Annotated in this window: 21 protein-coding genes; 9 read left to right on the top strand and 12 right to left on the bottom strand. The window is 57.7% G+C overall.

Features of this window, described 5'->3' with window-relative positions; all coding sequences use genetic code 11:
• Positions 1 to 2 precede the first annotated feature (2 nt).
• Together J2T09_RS01970 and J2T09_RS01965 are read right to left on the bottom strand one after the other, a co-directional pair.
• Entirely contained in the window at positions 3 to 365 is a 363-nt protein-coding gene (locus tag J2T09_RS01970) for a helix-turn-helix domain-containing protein (RefSeq protein ID WP_306830487.1), read from the bottom strand.
• 3 nt (positions 366 to 368) lie between these two features.
• Positions 369 to 653, bottom strand: coding sequence for a type II toxin-antitoxin system RelE family toxin (locus tag J2T09_RS01965; RefSeq protein ID WP_306830485.1), 285 nt, complete (start codon positions 651 to 653; stop codon positions 369 to 371).
• 11 nt (positions 654 to 664) lie between these two features.
• Between J2T09_RS01965 and betA the strand changes: the two genes are divergently transcribed.
• Positions 665 to 2,314, top strand: coding sequence for a choline dehydrogenase (gene betA / locus J2T09_RS01960; RefSeq protein ID WP_306830483.1), 1,650 nt, complete (start codon positions 665 to 667; stop codon positions 2,312 to 2,314).
• Here betA and J2T09_RS01955 read toward each other — a convergent pair whose 3' ends face one another.
• Both J2T09_RS01955 and J2T09_RS01950 read right to left on the bottom strand, forming a co-directional pair.
• The gene (locus J2T09_RS01955) at positions 2,315 to 2,680 is read right to left on the bottom strand and encodes a type II toxin-antitoxin system VapC family toxin (protein WP_306830482.1); all 366 of its coding nucleotides are present in this window, start codon (positions 2,678 to 2,680) and stop codon (positions 2,315 to 2,317) included.
• Positions 2,674 to 2,889: a ribbon-helix-helix domain-containing protein gene (locus J2T09_RS01950; protein ID WP_306830479.1), complete on the bottom strand. Its 216-nt coding sequence runs from the start codon at positions 2,887 to 2,889 to the stop codon at positions 2,674 to 2,676. The genes J2T09_RS01955 and J2T09_RS01950 overlap by 7 nt, the downstream gene beginning before the upstream one ends.
• Before the next feature lie 204 nt (positions 2,890 to 3,093).
• Between J2T09_RS01950 and J2T09_RS01945 the strand changes: the two genes are divergently transcribed.
• A complete protein-coding gene (locus J2T09_RS01945; protein WP_306830478.1) occupies positions 3,094 to 3,522 on the top strand; it encodes an EamA family transporter in 429 nt (142 codons plus the stop codon).
• 246 nt (positions 3,523 to 3,768) lie between these two features.
• Positions 3,769 to 5,490: a flagellin N-terminal helical domain-containing protein gene (locus tag J2T09_RS01940; RefSeq protein ID WP_306830476.1), complete on the top strand. Its 1,722-nt coding sequence runs from the start codon at positions 3,769 to 3,771 to the stop codon at positions 5,488 to 5,490.
• A 33-nt stretch (positions 5,491 to 5,523) separates the two neighbouring features.
• Here J2T09_RS01940 and J2T09_RS01935 read toward each other — a convergent pair whose 3' ends face one another.
• From J2T09_RS01935 to J2T09_RS01915, 5 genes are all read right to left on the bottom strand, one after another.
• The gene (locus tag J2T09_RS01935) at positions 5,524 to 5,784 is read right to left on the bottom strand and encodes a hypothetical protein (RefSeq protein WP_306830474.1); all 261 of its coding nucleotides are present in this window, start codon (positions 5,782 to 5,784) and stop codon (positions 5,524 to 5,526) included.
• A 119-nt stretch (positions 5,785 to 5,903) separates the two neighbouring features.
• The gene (locus J2T09_RS01930; RefSeq protein ID WP_306830472.1) at positions 5,904 to 6,941 is read right to left on the bottom strand and encodes a sulfate/molybdate ABC transporter ATP-binding protein; all 1,038 of its coding nucleotides are present in this window, start codon (positions 6,939 to 6,941) and stop codon (positions 5,904 to 5,906) included.
• Positions 6,942 to 6,953: 12 nt separating this feature from the next.
• Positions 6,954 to 7,811, bottom strand: coding sequence for a sulfate ABC transporter permease subunit CysW (gene cysW / locus J2T09_RS01925; RefSeq protein WP_306830470.1), 858 nt, complete (start codon positions 7,809 to 7,811; stop codon positions 6,954 to 6,956).
• Positions 7,804 to 8,661 carry a sulfate ABC transporter permease subunit CysT gene (cysT, locus tag J2T09_RS01920; protein ID WP_306830469.1) on the bottom strand — a complete coding sequence of 286 codons (858 nt, stop codon included), beginning with the start codon at positions 8,659 to 8,661 and terminating at the stop codon, positions 7,804 to 7,806. The genes cysW and cysT overlap by 8 nt, the downstream gene beginning before the upstream one ends.
• 99 nt (positions 8,662 to 8,760) lie before the next feature.
• Positions 8,761 to 9,798 carry a sulfate ABC transporter substrate-binding protein gene (locus tag J2T09_RS01915; protein ID WP_373458348.1) on the bottom strand — a complete coding sequence of 346 codons (1,038 nt, stop codon included), beginning with the start codon at positions 9,796 to 9,798 and terminating at the stop codon, positions 8,761 to 8,763.
• A 330-nt stretch (positions 9,799 to 10,128) separates the two neighbouring features.
• Here J2T09_RS01915 and J2T09_RS01910 point away from each other — a divergent pair, with 330 nt between their 5' ends.
• On the top strand, positions 10,129 to 10,476 hold the full coding sequence (locus J2T09_RS01910; protein ID WP_306830467.1) for a type II toxin-antitoxin system RelE/ParE family toxin: 348 nt from the start codon (positions 10,129 to 10,131) through the stop codon (positions 10,474 to 10,476).
• Positions 10,473 to 10,811, top strand: coding sequence for a helix-turn-helix domain-containing protein (locus J2T09_RS01905; protein ID WP_306830465.1), 339 nt, complete (start codon positions 10,473 to 10,475; stop codon positions 10,809 to 10,811). Before J2T09_RS01910 ends, J2T09_RS01905 begins: the two co-directional genes overlap by 4 nt.
• A gap of 12 nt (positions 10,812 to 10,823) precedes the next feature.
• Here J2T09_RS01905 and J2T09_RS01900 read toward each other — a convergent pair whose 3' ends face one another.
• Complete coding sequence (locus J2T09_RS01900; RefSeq protein ID WP_306830463.1) at positions 10,824 to 11,279, bottom strand: RrF2 family transcriptional regulator; 456 nt, start codon at positions 11,277 to 11,279, stop codon at positions 10,824 to 10,826.
• Positions 11,280 to 11,760: 481 nt separating this feature from the next.
• Here J2T09_RS01900 and J2T09_RS01895 point away from each other — a divergent pair, with 481 nt between their 5' ends.
• Genes J2T09_RS01895 through cysN form a run of 3 tightly spaced genes read left to right on the top strand, consistent with a single transcriptional unit; the run spans position 11,761 to position 15,043 of the window.
• Entirely contained in the window at positions 11,761 to 12,528 is a 768-nt protein-coding gene (locus tag J2T09_RS01895; RefSeq protein WP_306830462.1) for a phosphoadenylyl-sulfate reductase, read from the top strand.
• A 57-nt stretch (positions 12,529 to 12,585) separates the two neighbouring features.
• On the top strand, positions 12,586 to 13,539 hold the full coding sequence (gene cysD / locus J2T09_RS01890) for a sulfate adenylyltransferase subunit CysD (protein ID WP_306830460.1): 954 nt from the start codon (positions 12,586 to 12,588) through the stop codon (positions 13,537 to 13,539).
• Position 13,540: 1 nt separating this feature from the next.
• Positions 13,541 to 15,043 (top strand): sulfate adenylyltransferase subunit CysN, encoded by a 1,503-nt coding sequence (gene cysN / locus J2T09_RS01885; RefSeq protein ID WP_306830458.1) that lies wholly within the window; start codon positions 13,541 to 13,543, stop codon positions 15,041 to 15,043.
• Between the two features lie 68 nt (positions 15,044 to 15,111).
• On the opposite strand, the gene J2T09_RS01880 is transcribed toward cysN, so the two are convergent.
• A complete protein-coding gene (locus tag J2T09_RS01880) occupies positions 15,112 to 16,068 on the bottom strand; it encodes a bile acid:sodium symporter family protein (RefSeq protein ID WP_306830455.1) in 957 nt (318 codons plus the stop codon).
• Positions 16,069 to 16,217: 149 nt separating this feature from the next.
• Entirely contained in the window at positions 16,218 to 17,246 is a 1,029-nt protein-coding gene (locus tag J2T09_RS01875; protein ID WP_306830453.1) for a LacI family DNA-binding transcriptional regulator, read from the bottom strand.
• A 348-nt stretch (positions 17,247 to 17,594) separates the two neighbouring features.
• Between J2T09_RS01875 and J2T09_RS01870 the strand changes: the two genes are divergently transcribed.
• The gene (locus J2T09_RS01870) at positions 17,595 to 17,798 is read left to right on the top strand and encodes a KTSC domain-containing protein (protein WP_306830451.1); all 204 of its coding nucleotides are present in this window, start codon (positions 17,595 to 17,597) and stop codon (positions 17,796 to 17,798) included.
• Positions 17,799 to 18,269 lie beyond the last annotated feature (471 nt).

The following is an 18,269-nucleotide window of genomic DNA, read 5'->3' as shown; positions in this document are numbered from 1 at the left end:
AGTCAGTCCACCATGTCCACGACAAGATCGTCGAGATCGACCTTGAGGGCGACCGCGATGCGTTTCAGCTCATCGACGGAACCGGTTGTCTTGCCGGTCTCGATCTCGGACAGGGTGGGTTCCGTGATGTTGGCAGCTTCGGCGAGTTCGGCGATGCTCAGCTTGCGATAATTACGATAGGTGCGGATGCGGCTGTCGGTGTCGAACAGTTCATAGACAAGTTCGGCCGGCCAGGTTTCTTCCCCTGCCTCGATGCGGGCCATGATTTCCTTGGCCATGATCACGTCCATCATGTCCTCGAATTCTTCTTCGGGGACAAGAACGAACGGCTTTCCGTCGATGACGGTTCGGTTGAAGGCACCCATCATTCACTCCTTGTAGACACCGCCTCTGGGCCCGACATCTACCACAACGACAAGGTTGGTTTTCTCATCGATGATGACCCTGTCAGTGCCGACCCGGATGCGAACAAGCAGACTGCCTGTCAGCCTTTTGAGATCGACCCTTTCGCCGCGTGCGAACGCATCCACCTTCGCCCTGATGGCAGCTCGTCGTTTCGGCTGCATCCGGTTCAGGCTCTTTTGCGCGACGTGAGAATACTGAACCGGCTTCATCCCATCAATATAGCCAGCCGCTATAATTGACTCAACCATGGATTGAACAAATGCAGGCAGACTTCGTCATCATCGGTTCCGGCTCGGCGGGTTCCGCCATGGCTTATCGCCTTTCGGAAGACGGCAAACATTCGGTAATCGTCATCGAAGCCGGCGGATCGGATATCGGGCCGTTCATCCAGATGCCGGGCGCACTGGCCTGGCCGATGAGCATGAAGCGTTATAACTGGGGTTATCTGTCCGAACCCGAGCCGAATCTCGACAACCGCCGCATCACCGCGCCGCGTGGAAAGGTGCTGGGCGGTTCGTCCTCCATCAACGGCCTTGTCTACGTACGCGGCCACGCCGAGGATTACAATCGTTGGGAGGAACTGGGCGCTTCCGGCTGGGCCTATGCGGACGTGCTGCCCTATTTCAAGCGCATGGAAACCTCACAAGGCGGCGAGGTCGGATGGCGCGGCACTGATGGCCCCTTGCATGTGCGGCGCGGGCCGGTAACCAATCCGCTGTTCCATGCCTTCATCAAGGCGGGCAACCAGGCCGGTTTTGAAACCACGGATGATTATAACGGCTCGAAGCAGGAAGGTTTTGGGCTGATGGAGCAGACCATTCACAATGGTCGTCGCTGGTCTGCCGCCAATGCCTATCTGCGGCCGGCGATGAAGCGGAAAAATGTCGAGGTGGTTTACGGTTTCGCCAACAGGGTGGTGATCGAGAACGGCCGTGCCGTCGGCGTCGAAATTTCCCGCCGTGGCAAGACGGAGGTGATCAGGGCCAACCGCGAGGTGATCGTTGCCGCCTCCTCGTTCAACTCGCCAAAGCTGCTGATGCTGTCGGGCATCGGTCCGGCCGAACATCTGAAAGAGATGGGCATCGAGGTGAAGGTGGACCGGCCGGGGGTGGGCGCCAACCTGCAGGACCATATGGAATTTTATTTCCAGCAGGTCTCGACCAAGCCGGTCTCGCTGTATTCCTGGCTGCCATGGTTCTGGCAGGGTGTGGCGGGTGCGCAATGGTTGATGACCAAGGGCGGCCTTGGCGCCTCCAACCAGTTCGAGGCCTGCGCCTTCCTGCGCTCCGCACCGGGAGTAAAACAGCCGGATATCCAGTTCCATTTCCTGCCGGTGGCGATTTCCTATGACGGGAAGGCGGCAGCGAAAAGCCACGGTTTTCAGGTCCATGTCGGTTACAACCTGTCGAAATCGCGCGGCAACGTCACCCTGCGCTCTTCCGATCCGAAGGACGATCCGGTCATCCGCTTCAACTATATGAGCCACCCGGAGGACTGGGAAAAGTTCCGCCACTGCGTGCGCCTCACCCGCGAGATTTTTGCGCAAAAAGCATTCGACGATTATCGCGGCCCGGAAATCCAGCCGGGCGAGGCCGTACAGTCGGACGCAGAGATCGATGCCTTCCTGCGGCAACATCTGGAAAGCGCCTACCACCCCTGCGGCACCTGCCGGATGGGGCGCGCGGATGACCCCATGACCGTGGTCGATCCGGAATGCCGGGTGATCGGTGTCGAGGGGCTGCGGGTGGCGGATTCATCGATTTTTCCGCACGTGACCTATGGCAATCTCAACGGCCCGTCGATCATGACGGGAGAGAAGGCCGCGGATCATATTCTCGGGAAAACGCCGCTGCCGCGTTCCAATCAGGAGCCCTGGATCAATCCTCGGGCGGAAATCAGCGACCGGTAGTCAAATCATATAGGGTATGCGAATGCCGGGTGCGTCTGCCGGAAAATCCTTCGTATTGCGCGTGACAAGCAATTTGCCCTCGGTTTCAGCACTTGCCCAGATGATCGCGTCGGGCAAGCGCATCCTGTATTTCTGCCGCAAGATCACCGCTCGCTCCGCGACCACCTGATCGATCGGAACAACCTCAAAGCTCTGAAGGAATTCGCGTGTCGCCGCAGCCACTTGCGGCCTGGCTCCTACCAACACCTCCATCCAGGTGATTATGCTGATGCTGGTATCGACATATCGGTCCAATTCGTCACGTGCTTTACCAACACCATTGAGATAATCGATCAAGATATTCGTATCGAATAGCGCTTTCACCATTCGCTTCGAATCTTCTGCTGAAATTCCAGACCATCGACAGCACCCTCAGCCCACAGGCCAAAGGCTACGATTTGTTTTTGTTTTGCATTTTTACCGAGGTAATCCCGCACGGCATTACGGATCAGTGAAGCGCGGGAAACATTTTCGGTTTGGGCGATACGATCGAGTTCCTCGATATCCGCGTCCCCAATATCAACCAATGTGCGCATGATCGCCTCCGATAGATGATATCGGCGCTATATATCATTTTTGAGTTCGGATGAAGATGCTTTAATTTTTTCGGCTGCGTTGCGGCATAGGCACCGTCAGTGGCATTGTAAGGGCCTTCAAATTAAGCTGCGATTTTTGATGCGATACTTTAGGTTCTTAAACATACTCTCACGAATCTTTTGACCCATACGGACAATTTCAACATGCTTCTGAGCTGGCAATTCTGGGCCGTGATGTCCGCCATCTTCGCCGCCCTGACCGCCGTTTTCGCCAAGATCGGTATCGAAAATATCAATTCCGATTTCGCCACCTTTATCCGCACCATCGTCATTCTCGTCGTGCTGGCGGCAATCCTGTCGATCATCGGCGGGTGGCAGCCGGTCAATACGATATCCACCAGAACATGGGTGTTTCTCGTGCTTTCCGGCCTTGCCACCGGCGCTTCATGGCTCTGCTATTTTCGCGCGCTGAAGCTGGGCGATGCGGCTCGCGTCGCGCCGATCGACAAGATGAGCGTGGTTCTGGTCGCCATATTCGGCGTCACATTTCTCGGTGAAAAACTGTCGCTGCCCAACTGGCTTGGTGTTTGCTTCATTGCTGTCGGCGCGGTTCTGGTCGCCTATCGCGGCTGAATTGCTTTCGCAAGACAGACAAATGCACCGCACGATTAAACTTCTTGCGCAAAGCGCAACCCCACAGGTGCGCCCACATGGATAGACTTGCATCGACAATATTTAGCGACAAGATATCGCATTAAGACTCTAAACTATATTTTTTACATGTAAATTTACGTAAAATTTTAACCGTCTGCATACCATCTGTGATCGGTTCGATTTGCCAAAACGGGGCGTCGAATTGTTATTCTCGGTGGATTTCTGATGACGAGTATCGTGACGAACACGGCCGCTATTGCAGCTCTCCAGACCTTGCGGTCTGTCGGTGGCGAGCTCGATCAGACACAGAACCATGTTTCCAGCGGGCTGCGTATAACGCAGGCATCCGACAATGCCGCCTACTGGTCGATCTCCACCACCATGCGTTCCGACAGCAAGACCATATCTGCCGTTTCGGATGCCCTTGGCCTCAGTGCAGCCATGGCCGATACCGCCTATACGGCAACGAGTGCTATCGTCGATATAATATCCGACGTGAAGGCCAAGCTTGTGGCCGCTTCAGAGCCGGGCGTCGACAAGGCCAAGGTACAGAAGGAGATCACCCAGCTTGCCGGACAGGCCAGAAGCATTGCCGATGCAGCAAGCTTCAACGGGCAGAACTGGCTTGTGAGCGGCGTACCGATGCACCTGGCTGAGGCACCTGCCTTGACGGATAACCTGATCTCTTCCTTCAGTCGTTCACGCACCGGTTCGGTATCGCTGGATACGATCGAACTGGATCTGAAGGCATCCAGCATGTTCAACAGCGATGGCGGCGGCCTTTTGCAGAAAGACCCGCCACCGGTGTTCAACGAACTGCCGCCGACAGTGCACGACAATTTTCGTCCGCGCGGCAGCCAGACCCATACGCTGGCGGGGCCGGCAACATTTGGTGCGGGCAGCAACATCTCGTTCAGGCTGGTTGTCGATCGCAGCCCGGAGGAAGCAACCGGACAGGTTCACGATATCGCCATCGACCAGGCGGCCGTAAATGCTGCGATCGGCAGCAACACCATTTCCACGCCGGACCAATGGGAGCGGGTTCTCGAACACGTATTTGCCAATGCCGGCGCGCCGGTGGACGTTTATTCAACCGATCCCTACAATCCGTCGCTACCCTATCTCTCGCATTTTCCCGGATCGTTTACGATCGCGACGCGCGAGACCTCGGGTCTTGTCGGCTCCAGCATCTACCTGGAAAACGTGACCACCAATCTGGCGGGCACCAACACGATGGGCCTCGCCGATACCCCTTACAGCAATTACGACAATCTCTATGAGAGCGCGACGACGTCGTTTAATGGCCCTTTCACACTGGCGGGCGGCATCGATCTTTCCTTCACGTTTCGTATGAATGCCGATGATCCCGTTTCAGTGACGGTGACTGAAGCGAGGGTCAATTCCACGCTTGGCATCACCACCGGGCAGGTCAACAGCGCGGACGAACTGGCTGAGGTCATTCGTGCGGCCATCGATGATACCGGCATGACCGATCAAGGCCTGGAAATCCGCGTTTCGGGCTCGGAGTTGACCTTTACCCCCAATCAGGATTTTTATCCCGGTTACGGTGGCAAGGCCGCCGTGTTCGAGATGACCGATATCGTTTCCAGCGAAGGATGGTCGCTGCGCTACGACCTCGACGAGATCGACCTCACCACGAATACCTACAGCACCGACGAATACATCAGGGGCGTAGAGCACATGCTGACGCTTGCGATCGAATCCGCGGCCGACCTCGGTTCGCTCAAATCGCGCATCGACATGCAGAACGATTTCGCCATGGAACTGATGGACACGTTCGATGCCGGTATCGGCAAGCTGGTGGATGCCGACATGGACTGGGAATCGACCCGGCTGAAGGCATTGCAGACACAACAGCAACTGGCCGTGCAATCGCTTTCCATCGCCAACTCGAACAGCCAGGGCCTGCTGCAGTTGTTCAACTGACGCCGCTGATAGCGCGTTTCAGGCCACGGAGTTTCAGACGGCGACAAAAACAGGCGTTGCGAAATGCACATCGGTGTTGCCGTTGGGCAGCAGGGACAACAGGCTTTTCCAGCCAAGCACGAACAGGTTGTCCTCCACCAGCAGCATGGTGGCCAGAAAGGTCGTCACCGTTACCAGCGCGAAGAAAAACATCAGGCTGCGATCCTGTCGGCCCCTTGGCCGTTCTACGGATTGTGTGGCATGCGTGTCGCGCAGCGCGGAGGCAGCGGCGGGTGTGTGGGCACTTTGAGCCATGAGAGACCTGCCAGAACGATGAACAGGCCTTATTTAGCAAATGATCATTTAGCGAAACTTACGCGTTCGGCGGGAAGCGCTGAAAAGGGCAGAATTTTCACCTGCCCTCCAAGCCATGTCTATTTTGAAAAGATTTTCCAGCGGGTGGGCCGAAAGCGCGTTTCGGCCCCCAGTTCAATGGGCGCATGCAGTGGCACTTCGACCTCCACGTGGAAGGGCGCGTGGCCGTTATTCGCGATATCGATCTCGGCAATGCGCGTGCCGGCGAGACGGCGACAGGCGGTTACCTTGCCCGATAGCGCATGTTGCTCGTCGGTCAACACCACGTCTTCCGGGCGGAAGAACAGGTCGCCGGTGGTATTTTCACCTTCAGAAAGGCCGATCGGTTCGCCCTGGAACAACACAGCGCCATCCTTCACCTCGACCGGCAGATGCGAGGATTCACCGATGAAGGAAAACACGAAGGGCGATTGCGGGCGGTCATAGACATCATCGGCGGAACCGACCTGTTCGATCTTTCCCTGGCTCATGACGACGACACGGTCTGCCAGTTCCAGCGCCTCTTCCTGATCGTGGGTAACGAAAACCGTGGTATGGCCGGTGCGATCATGAAACTCGCGCAGCCAGCGACGCAGTTCTTTCCTCACCTTGGCATCGAGTGCGCCAAAAGGTTCGTCGAGCAGCAGGATGCGCGGTTCGATGGCCATGGCGCGGGCAAGCGCCACGCGCTGGCGCTGACCGCCGGAAAGCTGGTTCGGATAGCGGTTTTCGAGCCCTGACAGTTGCACCATGTCGAGCAGATCGGAAACACGCTTCTTGATCTCGGCCTTGGGTGGACGGGTGGCGGATGGGCGCACCTTCAAGCCAAACCCGATATTCTGCGCCACCGTCATGTGGCGGAACAGAGCATAATGCTGGAACACGAAACCGACGTGACGCTCCTGCACGGAATGGTGCGAAGCGTCTTCCTCTCCGAAGAAGATTTTGCCATCGGTCGGGAAATCCAACCCGGCGATCAGGCGCAGAAGCGTGGTCTTGCCTGAACCGGAGGGACCAAGCAGGGCGATCAGTTCACCCGACGCGATGTCCAGCGAAACATCGTGAAGGGCTGCGAAACGGTCGAATTCCTTGCGGATATTGTTGATGCGAACTTCCATGCGAACGGCCTTTTAGTGTCTGCCGCCGGCGGCGCCGGCACCGAACCGAAGTTCGAGAAGGGTTTTGAGAGCAAGCGTGACGAGCGCCAGAAGGGCGAGCAGCGAGGCCACCGCGAAGGCCGCGACCATGTTGTACTCGTTATAAAGGATCTCGACATGCAGCGGCATGGTGTTGGTGAGGCCGCGAATACGGCCGGAGACGACCGAGACGGCGCCGAACTCGCCCATGGCGCGGGCGTTACAGAGCAGCACGCCGTAAAGCAGGCCCCATTTCACGTTCGGCAGCGTCACGTACCAGAAAGTCTGCCAGCCGGAGGCGCCCAAAGAGAGAGCCGCTTCCTCATCCCCCGTGCCCTGATCCTGCATGAGCGGAATGAGTTCGCGGGCGACAAAGGGGAAGGTGACGAAGACTGTGGCAAGCACGATGCCGGGCACAGCGAACAGGATCTCGATGCCGTAACTTTTGAGGAATGGGCCGAGCAGGCTGCCCGAACCGAACAGAAGCACATAGACCAGACCCGAAATGACCGGCGAGATGGAAAACGGCAGATCGATCAGGGTGATGAGAAACGCCTTGCCCTTGAACTCGAACTTGGCGATGGCCCATGCAGCGGCAAGGCCGAAAACGAGATTGAGCGGCACGGCGATGGCGGCGACCGTGAGCGTCAGCTGGATGGCGGCCCAGGCATCGGGTTCGGTCAGCGCTTCCTCATAGGTGACCCAACCTTCGCGAAAGGCTTCGACGAAGACGGACACGAGTGGCAGGAAAAGGAAGAAGGCGAGGAAAACGAGCGACAGGCCTACGAGCACGAGCTTGGTGGCAAAACCTTCGTCGGCAGGGTTGCGGAAGGTGCGGCGGTTATCAGACATTGCCATACCTCCTGCGGCTCCAGGCCTGGATGAGATTGATCACCAGCAGCATGGCGAACGAGATCAATAGCATGATCGTGGCGATCGCGGTGGCGCCGGCATAGTTGAATTCTTCCAGCCGGATGACGATCAGCAGCGGCGCGATTTCCGAGACATAGGGGATATTGCCGGCGATGAAGATGACCGAGCCATATTCCCCGACGCCACGCGCGAAAGCGAGCGCAAAACCGGTGAGGACGGCGGGCGTGAGGCTCGGCAGCAGCACCTGGAAGATGGTCTGGAAACGGTTGGCGCCAAGTGTGGCGGCGGCTTCCTCCACCTCACCGTCGATTTCCTCCATGATCGGTTGCACCGTGCGCACCACGAAGGGCAGGCCGATGAAGATCAGGGCAATGACGATGCCGTAAGGTGTGAACGCGATGCGGAAGGGCATGAACAGCGAACCGATCCAGCCATTCGGCGCATAAAGCGAAGCAAAGGCGATGCCGGCAACGGCCGTGGGCAGCGCAAATGGCAGGTCCACCATGGCATCGATCAGCCGGCGGCCGGGAAACCGGTAACGGGTCAGCACCCAGGCGAGAATGGTACCGAAGATGACGTTGATGAGGGCTGCGGCAAAGGCCGTGCCGAAGGAAACGGTTAGCGCCCGGATGGTGCGTTCATCGGTTAGGATGGCGAAAAAGCCGGACCAGCCGAGTTCGGCCGTGCGCCAGAGCAGGCCGGTTATGGGAATGAGAATGATCAGCGACAGGTAGGTGAGCGAAAAGCCGAGTGTCAGCCCGAAACCCGGGATGATGCTCGGCTGCTTTACTCTCCAGCCCGCCTTTGAGGCGGTGGCGGATGCGGTCATGCTTGGTTCCGAGTTCGAGATACAGGCCCAACATGGCAACGGTGCAGGTCAAAACTACCGCACCGTGCCGTCAGTGTCACTTGGTGGCGCAACCGATCATCAACGGGCGCCGGGCTTGTAGATCTGGTCGAAGATGCCGCCATCGCCAAAATGCTCGGGCTGCGCCTTTTTCCAGCCGCCGAACAGCGGGTCATCAATGGTGACAAGCTTGATATCCGGAAGCTGCTTCAGAAGTTCCGGCTTCACCACATCGCGCTTGGACGGGCGATAGAAATGCTTGGCCGCGATGTTCTGGCCTTCATCCGAATAGAGATAGTTCAGATAGGCTTCCGCCACCTTGCGGGTGCCCTTGGCATCGACAACGCTGTCGACGACGGACACCGGCGGTTCGGCCAGAATGGAAATCGGCGGCACGACGATGTCGAACGCATCCTTGCCGAATTCCTCACCGGCGAGATAGGCCTCGTTTTCCCAGGCGAGAAGAACGTCGCCGATCTGGCGCTGTGCGAAGGTCACGGTCGAGCCGCGGGCGCCGGTATCGAGAACGGGAGCGCGCTTGTAGAGATCGGAGATATAGGCCTTGATCTTGTCCTGATCGCCCTTGAATTCCTCATTGGCCCATGCCCAGGCAGCGAGATAGTTCCAGCGGGCGCCGCCCGATGTTTTCGGGTTCGGGGTGACGATCTGCACGTCGCCCTTCACGAGGTCGCCCCAGTTCTTGATGCCTTTCGGATTGCCCTTGCGAACAAGGAAAACGATCGTGGAGGTATAGGGTGAAGCGTTGTTGGGCAGGCGAGTGCGCCAGTCTTCCTTGATCTTGCCGGTCTTCTGGATGGCGTTGATATCGCTTTCCAATGCGAGCGTCACGACATCGGCATCGAGACCATCGATGACGGAGCGCGCCTGCGCGCCGGAGCCGCCATGCGACTGCCGGATGGTGACATCGTCACCGCCCTCGGCTTTCCAGTGTTTCAGGAAGGCGGCATTGAAATCCTTGTAGAGCTCGCGCGTCGGATCGTAGGACACGTTGAGGAGCTGCGTCTGTGCGAAAGCGGGTGCCACGCTGCCAGCGGCAAGCGCTGCACCGAGTGCCAGCATCATCAGCCGCTTCGAAATTCCGTCGGTAAAGTTCAGCATGAGGTCCCTCCTGTGGTCTCGTGCCTAAACTCTATCGGGCAGGTCGTGTTAGTCAATTGACGGCGAAAAGAAGGCAAAACTGTTTCCCTTGAGCGGGGCGGAACGGCAAAGAATGGGCCTTGCCGATGCTGATAGACAGAATGACCATGTTGGGAAAATGCTTCGAGGCGGAATGGGAGTTCGGCGAAAAACACCTTTTCCCGTCGAATTTCGTGATTGTTTCGCGCAAATCTTCGCCTTACGCAATCAGGTGTGAAGCACAATAACCACAACCAAAAAGACATCAAAAGCCATTGATTTAATATCTTTAAAGATATACAAGGAGGTGACGTGTCTTATCGGGTTATCTTCCATGATGAATTTGTTCCTGAGTGGAAATCTCTACCCAAGGAATTGAAAGGGATTACCGGCGCGGTTCTCGATCATCTCCAAGAGGCCGGACCTTTCCTCGGTCGGCCGGAGGTGGACACGCTCAATGGGTCCAGGCATGCGAACATGAAGGAGATCCGCATTCGTTTTGGCCGGCAGATTTGGCGTTTCGCCTTTGCCTTCGATCCCGATCAATCCGCGATCATTTTATGTGGCGGCGACAAGCAGGGCATGAATGAGATGTTCTTTTACAAAAAGCTGATCACCAAAGCCGATGCGAGGTTTGATTCATGGCTAGGAATAGGATGACCGGTACGGATTGGAATGACCTGCGCGCAGAACTGCCGGACGATGTAAGGGCGGAACTCGATGCTAAACGCGAAGCGCGCCGCATGGGAAATGCACTTGCGGAACTGCGAAAAGCGACAGGTTTAACGCAACAGGATGTGGCCAGAAGGGCCGCGATGACCCAAAATACCGTTTCGAAAATCGAACACGCAGACGATGTGCTGGTATCATCGATCGTACGCTACATGCACTCGATGGGCGGAAGTGTGGAACTCGTTCTCAAAACCCCCGACGGAAATATGCAAAGGGTCGATTTCGATCCGAAAGTTTATGCCAGGCACTCGAACAAGCCATGACGCGACGCAAGTTCACGCCGTCAGCAATTCCCGAACCGGTGCCTTGGTCGATCCGGCCCCTTCGACCGCATCGGCAATCGTCGTATTGAACAACACATCGCGCGTTGCATCCGCCACGCGCGCAAAGACATGGCGGATTTCGCACAGATGTTCGCCGTCGCAATCCTCGCATTTGCGGTAGGCTGTCTGCGACAGGCAGGGAAGCGGCGCGATCGGCCCGTCGACAAGGCGCAGGACCTCGCCAAAACTGATCTCGTCGGCGGATTTCAGGAGAAGATATCCCCCCTGTTTGCCGCGCCGGCTTTCGACAATGCCCGAGCGTTTGAGGTCGAGCAGAATCTGCTCGAGAAACTTCTTCGGGATGCTCTGCTGCTGGGCAATCTCCGAGATCATCATCGGCTCTTCAGGATGAGCCTGCGCGAGTGCGGCCAGTGCCCTCAGCGCATATTTCGCTTTCTGCGATATCATAACGCGACCATCATATCCGCACGCTCGAGCCAGGTATGACTGAACGCGGAAGATCTCAGTTTCGAGAATTCGCGGAGGGGATCTCAAAAACTCCGGCGCGACGCAAACACGTTTGACGTGCGACACCTTCTGCCTAACCCAAATGATAAATGATTACAAACGAATGCCGCATCGCAGCGGGTAAATATTGTTGTCGTTGATTAACGTGGAGATGTGTTTCGTGAAGACGCTTGTTGATTGATCCCTATCCAAGCCGCTCAACGTCGCACCGAAGATACATTTCAGGCCTACATGCGACACGCCTGCCACTGGGCCGATAGAACGGCAATATTCCCGAAAATGCGGCTCTCAGCGGCGGTTTTCTCCGTGTTTATGCGTTTGGAGTGATATTTGCTCCCCGTAGGGCTGCGTTGAAACCCGTTTTTCTGGCTTTACCCCGTGGTCACGGGGATAATTACCCTACAGAAAACGGAATGAAGTTATGACAGTTCATGCCGCCTCCGCGGAGATTGCCTCTCTCGATACCCAATTCGCACAGCTTGATCTTGCCGGCCGCCTGTCGCTTGCGGCGACGTTGGGTCATGCCGTGCTCACCACCTCTCTCGGCATCGAGGATCAGGTGATCACCGCAGCAATCGGTACGCATCGCCTGCCGATCGAGGTATCGACGCTGCAAACCGGGCGCCTGTTCAAGGAAACGGTGGACCTGATCGCCGAGACGGAAGAGCGGTATCAACTCTCCATTCGCCGGTTTCACCCCGAACAGGACGATATCGATGCCTATGCGGCCAAGCATGGCCTCAACGGCTTTTACGAAAGCATCGAAGCCCGCCATGCCTGCTGTCATGTGCGCAAGCTGATCCCGCTGGCAAAGGCGCTTGGCGGTGCCGAAGTGTGGATCACTGGGCTTCGCCGCGGCCAGTCCGGCAACCGGGCAACGACGCCTTTTGTCGAGTTCGATGCCGAGCGCAGCATGCTCAAGGTCAATCCTTTGGCTGACTGGGATATCGACACCATAAAATTGCATGTTGCCAGAAACGCAATTCCGGTCAATCCTCTCCACGCGCGCGGATATCCGTCCATCGGCTGCGAGCCCTGTACCCGCGCCATCAAACCCGGCGAGAGCGAACGTGCCGGGCGCTGGTGGTGGGAGAATGATGAAAAGCGCGAATGCGGTTTGCATGTTGCCGAACAACCGGCGTCGGAAAACGCCCAGAACGCAACGGCAATAGTCAACCATCGAGCGTGATGTCACTATCCGACAGGCTCTTGTGTTTTGTAACAGACTGATTATCCGGAGATCGAAATGCCTCTTTCCGTCCAGGAAACGGAAATCAAGAATCCACCCGTTTCCAGACCACCGCTCGACCCGCATCTGAAAGCGCTCGAAAACGAAGCGATCCATATCTTCCGGGAGGTGGCTGCCGAGTTCGACAATCCGGTGATGCTCTATTCCATCGGCAAGGATTCCTCTGTGCTGCTGCATCTGGCGCGCAAGGCCTTTTTCCCCGGCCGGGTGCCCTTCCCGCTTCTCCATGTCGACACGACCTGGAAATTCAGGGAGATGATCGAGTTCCGCAACCGTGTGGCCGAGGAATACGATCTCGACCTGGTTGTGCACACCAACAAGCGCGGCGCTGCCGAAAACATCACGCCTTTTACACACGGCTCGGCCTTTTATACCGACGTGATGAAGACGGAAGCGCTGAAACAGGCGCTGGATGCCGGCGGTTATGACGCCGCCTTTGGCGGTGCACGGCGTGACGAGGAAGCGAGCCGCGCCAAGGAACGTATTTATTCCTTCCGCTCGCCCGACCACAAATGGGATCCGCGCAACCAGCGCCCGGAATTGTGGAACGTCTATAACGGCATGATCCGCAAGGGTGAAAGCGTGCGCGCTTTCCCGCTGTCCAACTGGACCGAGGTGGATATCTGGCGCTACATCCAGGCGGAGGATATTCCGCTGGTACCGCTCTATTACGCCGCCGAGCGCCCTTATGTGGAGCGCGACGGGATGATGGTTCTGGCCGAAGATCCGCGGCTGGAACTTAAAGACGGCGAAGAAGTGAAGCGCGGCATGATCCGCTTTCGCACGCTCGGCTGCTTTCCGCTGACCGGCGCCATCCGCTCGACCGCCTCCAATCTCGAGGAAATCATCGCCGAGCTGGAAATCGCCACCGTCTCCGAACGGCAGGGCCGCGCCATCGACCGCGACCAGTCCGGCTCCATGGAAAAGAAGAAACGGGAAGGATATTTCTGAGATGAGCGCATCGGCCATATCCTCACACCATTCCTCTTCCGCCACCATTCTGCCCTTTGCGGAATCGGCTGCGCGCGTCACCCGTGACGCGCGGCCGTTGCGGCTGATCACCTGTGGTTCCGTAGACGATGGCAAATCGACACTGATCGGCCGTCTTCTGTGGGACACCAAGGCCGTCAAGGAAGACCATGCCGCAACGCTTGCCCGCGACAGCGGCCAGCAGAACGACCTTGGCCTGCCGGATTTTGCGCTGCTGCTCGACGGATTGCAGGCGGAACGCGAACAGGGCATTACCATCGATGTCGCCTATCGCTATTTTTCCACCGACAAGCGCTCCTTCATCGTTGCCGATACGCCCGGCCACGAACAATATACACGCAACATGGCAACCGGCGCTTCGACGGCTGACCTTGCCGTGCTTCTGGCCGATGCGCGCGCTGGGCTTCTGGAACAGACGCGCCGCCATGCCACGATCGCCTCTCTGATGGGCATTCGCCAGTTCGTTCTGGCCGTCAACAAGTTCGATCTCGTCAATTACGACAGGGACGTGTTCGAGCGCATCAGTGCCGAATTCCAGGAATTCGCCCTGTCTCTCGGCGTGCGACAGATCACCGCCATTCCGATGTCGGCGCTGAAGGGCGAAAACGTTGTTCTTCCGGCATCCGATGCCATGCCCTGGTATGAAGGCCCGACACTGATCGAGGCGCTTGAGCTTGCCATCGTGCGGATCACACAGGCCGGCGGTTTTCGCCTGCCGGTGCAGCGTGTGGTGCGCCCGGGCGAAAGTTTTCGCGGTTATCAGGGCACGGTTTCCGGCGGCGCCATCAAGCCCGGCGATAGCGTTGCCATCCTGCCGTCCGGCACGGTCGCCAATGTCAGCCAGATCGTGACCTTCGATCTGGTGCGTAACGCGGCGGTTGCCGGCGACGCGGTGACGCTGGTTCTGGACCGGCAGGTTGACGTGGCGCGTGGCGACATGATCGTCTCGATCGACGCCCAGCCGCTGACCGGCAAGGCTTTTGACGCGCAGCTTGTATCGTTGCAGCAGAGCGGCATCGAACCCGGCAAACGCTACTGGCTGAAGAGCGGCTCGCGCCGCCAGCGCGTGTCAGTCGAGCCGCTGACCCAGCTCGACCTTTCATCCGGGCAATGGCGAGCGCATGCCTCGACCCTTGCCATGAACGCGATCGGCAAGGTGCATCTGGCCTTCGAGGAAACCGCCATCTTCGATGCCTATGAGCAGAACCGCGCGACGGGCGCCTTCATCCTGATCGATCCGGATACGCTCAACACCGTGGCCGGCGGCATGATCACCGGCAAACGCGCCAATCTTGCGGGCTTGAAGCGGGAAGGCGATCGCGTGCTGCTTTCTCTGCCTGCCGACCTTGCCGAACAGTTGATGGCAAGCGAGCTTCTCGCCGGTCGCCGGGACGAGGTGGAGGTCAAAAGGCTGACACCCGCCGATGCCGCTGCGGTGTGGAAAAATGCGGGCAGTGATATTTGAAGGCTGAAAAGAGTTCGAAATGCAAAGGGCCGCGTAAGCGGCCCTTTGCATTGATGAGATGGACGGGATCACTCGGCCGGTGCAGCAGTCTTGTCCGTGGCATCAACGCGGTCGGCAAAAAAATTGGCCAGCAGCGCACCGGAAATATTGTGCCAGACGCTGAAGATGGCGCTCGGCACCGCCGCCAGCGGCGAGAAATAGGCGGTCGCGAGGGCAGCACCAAGGCCGCTGTTCTGCATGCCGACTTCGATGGCGATGGCCTTGCGTTTGGCAAGCGACAGGCCAAACGCCTTGGCTGCGAAGAAACCGAGCAGATAACCAAGGCCGTTGTGCAGAACGACGACGGCAAAGATCATCAGGCCGGACTGGACGATTGCGCCCTTGCTGGCACCCACGACGGCCGAGACGATCAGGACGATACCGATGACGCTGACCAGCGGCAGGACCGGGATGGCCGCCTTGACGACGGTGGGGATGAGCTTCTGGACGGCAAAACCAAGCGCCAGCGGCACCAGCACGACCTTGACGATGCTGATGAACATGGCCCAGCCATCCACCGGCAGATACTGGCTGGCAAACATCCAGACCAGGAAAGGCGTGACGATCGGTGCGGCGAGCGTAGTGACGCTGGTGCAGGCGACGGACAGGGCGACATTACCCTTGCTCAGATAGGTCATGACATTGCTGGACGTGCCGCCCGGGCAGCAGCCGACGAGAATGACACCGGCAGCCACTTCCGGCGACATCGGAATGATACGCGTCAGCAGGACAGCAAGCGCCGGCATGATGAGGAATTGCGCGACAACGCCGATGCTGACCTCGACAGGCCGTTTCACCACTTCGCGAAAATCGTCGAGCGACAGGGTCAGACCCATGCCGAACATGATGATGCCGAGCAGGGTCACGATATAGGGACCGATCTGCTTGAACAGATCAGGGAATACGAAGCCCAGGACGGCAAAGACGATGACCCACAGGGCAAAGGTCTTGCCGACAAAGGCGGAAAAGGATGCAAGCGCTTTCAAGAGGACCTCCCTCAATTCCAAAGCCTGCCGATGCAGGTGGAGTTGACAGAGGTCAAGGTCGGTTTCGGGCCAAATCGTCCAGTTACGACATTGCGGGCATTGTTTTGCGCATGTCGCCGAGAAAATCGGGAAAATGCGGCCCCTGTTGATCAGGTCGGAGGCCTTGTCGTGCCGCGCACTTTCAACTCGAAACCGAGATCGACGGATTGCGTCGCATTCTTCTCGCCATTGATCTGACGGATGAGCAGATCGGCGGCGCGATATCCCATGTCGTAGCGCGGAATGCGCACCGTCGTCAGCGGTGGCTCGGCAACGGCGGCAAAATTGACGTCGTTGTAACCGCAGATGCCAAAATCCTCCGGCACACGAATGCCGCGACGCCTGCATTCGAAATAGGCGCCGAGCGCCAGATCGTCGTTGAGACAGAACACGGCATCGACAGCGGGATGACGTTCCACGGTTTCGCGCAGCATGCGGCATCCAAGGGGTACCGATGTCGATTCCGGCAACATCATCACCAGTTGCGGATCATACAGCCCTTCTTCCTCCAGGGTGACGCGATACCCTTCCAGACGCCGCTGTACACGCAGGTCGACGCCCGCACCGAGAATGGCGATACGGCGATAACCGCAATCCAGCAGATGGCGGACGGCAACTTTCGCAGCGGTGCAGTGGTCGGAGCCGACCACGGTGCCGAGCGCCGTCAGGTTGATGTCGATCATATGCACGACGGGACATCTGGCGCCGAGAATGAGATCGACGATGACCTGCTGGTTCTGGCCGCCGGCCATGAGAATGCCGGCCGGATGCTGCGACAGAAACAGTTCCAGCTGGCGTTTTTCCTTTTCCGGATCACGCCAGGCATTGGCATATTGGATGCGCAGGTCAGTATCCTGCAGGCGCGCCTCGATGCCGTGGATGATGTTCATGACGGCGAGGCTGCTGACTTCCGGGATGAGCGCGCAGACGATGCCATTATGGCGACTGGCCAATGCGCGCGCGGCAAAATCCGGCACATAGCCGGTTTCGGCAACGACCTTGAGAATACGTTCCCGCAATTCCTCGGAGACACGATCCGGCTCCCGCAATGCCCGTGACACGGTAATCGCGCTGACGCCCGCCTTGTTTGCGACATCGAGCAGAGTCGTTCGCTCGCCCCTGATCCGCTTCTGGCGCATGTTTGCCCCCTATTCCTCACGCCACAGACGGCACCCCGAAGGAACTGTCCGAAACGCGATGTGCCGAAGGTACCCCTGATCTTTCAGCAACCACGCTTGCTCCGAACCGGAGACTGGCTTCATTTTTCGGTCATGCAGGTGGCTTTATGCAATTCGTTGGGCGAGAGTGTAATCCATGATCCGAACAAGTGACAGATTTTTTGTCATTTGACGCATTTCGATCACAATGGACAAGCAGGATCATAAACTGCGGCGGCCCCCTGTTTACGAAGCTGAGTGCCCTATATGGCGCAACAGGACGCTGCAGGATTTCACAGTGGCGCATTGCCCCGAAAAATGAGGTGAGCCATGGCGATTATCAGCATTCAATCCAAGCTGATTGAAGCGATCGACTACGATGAGGACGAAAAGAACCTCACCATATTCCTCTATAACGGCGAGCGAAGAGCCTATTCGGGCGTATCGAAGGGTCAGGTCGTCGGGCTGACCGTCGCAGCCTCTCCCGGCAATTATTACATGACCGAAATTCGCGGAAAATATCCGTCGCTTTAGGCGCTGTGCTTCAGTCGTCAGGACAGAAGCGAATATCCGCCGACGATGATGACGGCCCACAGATAAAGGGAGATTTGCAGCGACAGAAGATAACCTGATACGTGTCCTTGCATGGTGATTTCCTCCCTGTTTTTTAACGCCGGCTCCCGACCGGCCTATTTCCTTAACGATTTCATTGCCTGAAAGTTGCCTTTCAAATGCCGCAAATGCGGTTCCTCCAGAAAAACGCCTCGTTTCGAGACGCATTCATCCGCACAGCAGACACATATTTAACATAATTCTAATCTCCCGGCTGGCGTTTTTGACATCGTCCGTTCAAAATTGTTTCATTGGCATGCGGCGGTGCAGCAACCGAAGACCTCTTAAAAACGCCGGCATATTCCCGTTTTCCGTGGCAATGATGCTGCGGGCATTGCAAATATTCCGCGGATGCGAACATGCTTTGGCCGAATTCACATTCATTAGATGCAT

It is taken from the genome of Neorhizobium huautlense (assembly GCF_030811685.1).
In the GTDB taxonomy this organism is placed as follows: Bacteria; Pseudomonadota; Alphaproteobacteria; order Rhizobiales; family Rhizobiaceae; genus Neorhizobium; species Neorhizobium huautlense_A.
Note: the sequence above shows the minus strand (reverse complement) of the source record. Positions and strands in the feature narration are given on the sequence as shown.

Coding starts and splice junctions, on each gene's coding strand:
- J2T09_RS01870 (WP_306830451.1), top strand. CDS start 17,595: ATGGCGATTATCAGCATTCAATCCAAGCTGATTGAAGCGATCGACTAC.
- cysW (WP_306830470.1), bottom strand. CDS start 7,811: ATGTCTGATAACCGCCGCACCTTCCGCAACCCTGCCGACGAAGGTTTT.
- betA (WP_306830483.1), top strand. CDS start 665: ATGCAGGCAGACTTCGTCATCATCGGTTCCGGCTCGGCGGGTTCCGCC.
- cysN (WP_306830458.1), top strand. CDS start 13,541: ATGAGCGCATCGGCCATATCCTCACACCATTCCTCTTCCGCCACCATT.
- J2T09_RS01935 (WP_306830474.1), bottom strand. CDS start 5,784: ATGGCTCAAAGTGCCCACACACCCGCCGCTGCCTCCGCGCTGCGCGAC.
- J2T09_RS01895 (WP_306830462.1), top strand. CDS start 11,761: ATGACAGTTCATGCCGCCTCCGCGGAGATTGCCTCTCTCGATACCCAA.
- J2T09_RS01905 (WP_306830465.1), top strand. CDS start 10,473: ATGACCGGTACGGATTGGAATGACCTGCGCGCAGAACTGCCGGACGAT.
- J2T09_RS01970 (WP_306830487.1), bottom strand. CDS start 365: ATGGGTGCCTTCAACCGAACCGTCATCGACGGAAAGCCGTTCGTTCTT.
- J2T09_RS01900 (WP_306830463.1), bottom strand. CDS start 11,279: ATGATATCGCAGAAAGCGAAATATGCGCTGAGGGCACTGGCCGCACTC.
- J2T09_RS01955 (WP_306830482.1), bottom strand. CDS start 2,680: ATGGTGAAAGCGCTATTCGATACGAATATCTTGATCGATTATCTCAAT.
- J2T09_RS01930 (WP_306830472.1), bottom strand. CDS start 6,941: ATGGAAGTTCGCATCAACAATATCCGCAAGGAATTCGACCGTTTCGCA.
- J2T09_RS01945 (WP_306830478.1), top strand. CDS start 3,094: ATGCTTCTGAGCTGGCAATTCTGGGCCGTGATGTCCGCCATCTTCGCC.
- J2T09_RS01915 (WP_373458348.1), bottom strand. CDS start 9,798: ATGCTGAACTTTACCGACGGAATTTCGAAGCGGCTGATGATGCTGGCA.
- J2T09_RS01940 (WP_306830476.1), top strand. CDS start 3,769: ATGACGAGTATCGTGACGAACACGGCCGCTATTGCAGCTCTCCAGACC.
- cysT (WP_306830469.1), bottom strand. CDS start 8,661: ATGACCGCATCCGCCACCGCCTCAAAGGCGGGCTGGAGAGTAAAGCAG.
- J2T09_RS01875 (WP_306830453.1), bottom strand. CDS start 17,246: ATGCGCCAGAAGCGGATCAGGGGCGAGCGAACGACTCTGCTCGATGTC.
- cysD (WP_306830460.1), top strand. CDS start 12,586: ATGCCTCTTTCCGTCCAGGAAACGGAAATCAAGAATCCACCCGTTTCC.
- J2T09_RS01950 (WP_306830479.1), bottom strand. CDS start 2,889: ATGCGCACATTGGTTGATATTGGGGACGCGGATATCGAGGAACTCGAT.
- J2T09_RS01965 (WP_306830485.1), bottom strand. CDS start 653: ATGGTTGAGTCAATTATAGCGGCTGGCTATATTGATGGGATGAAGCCG.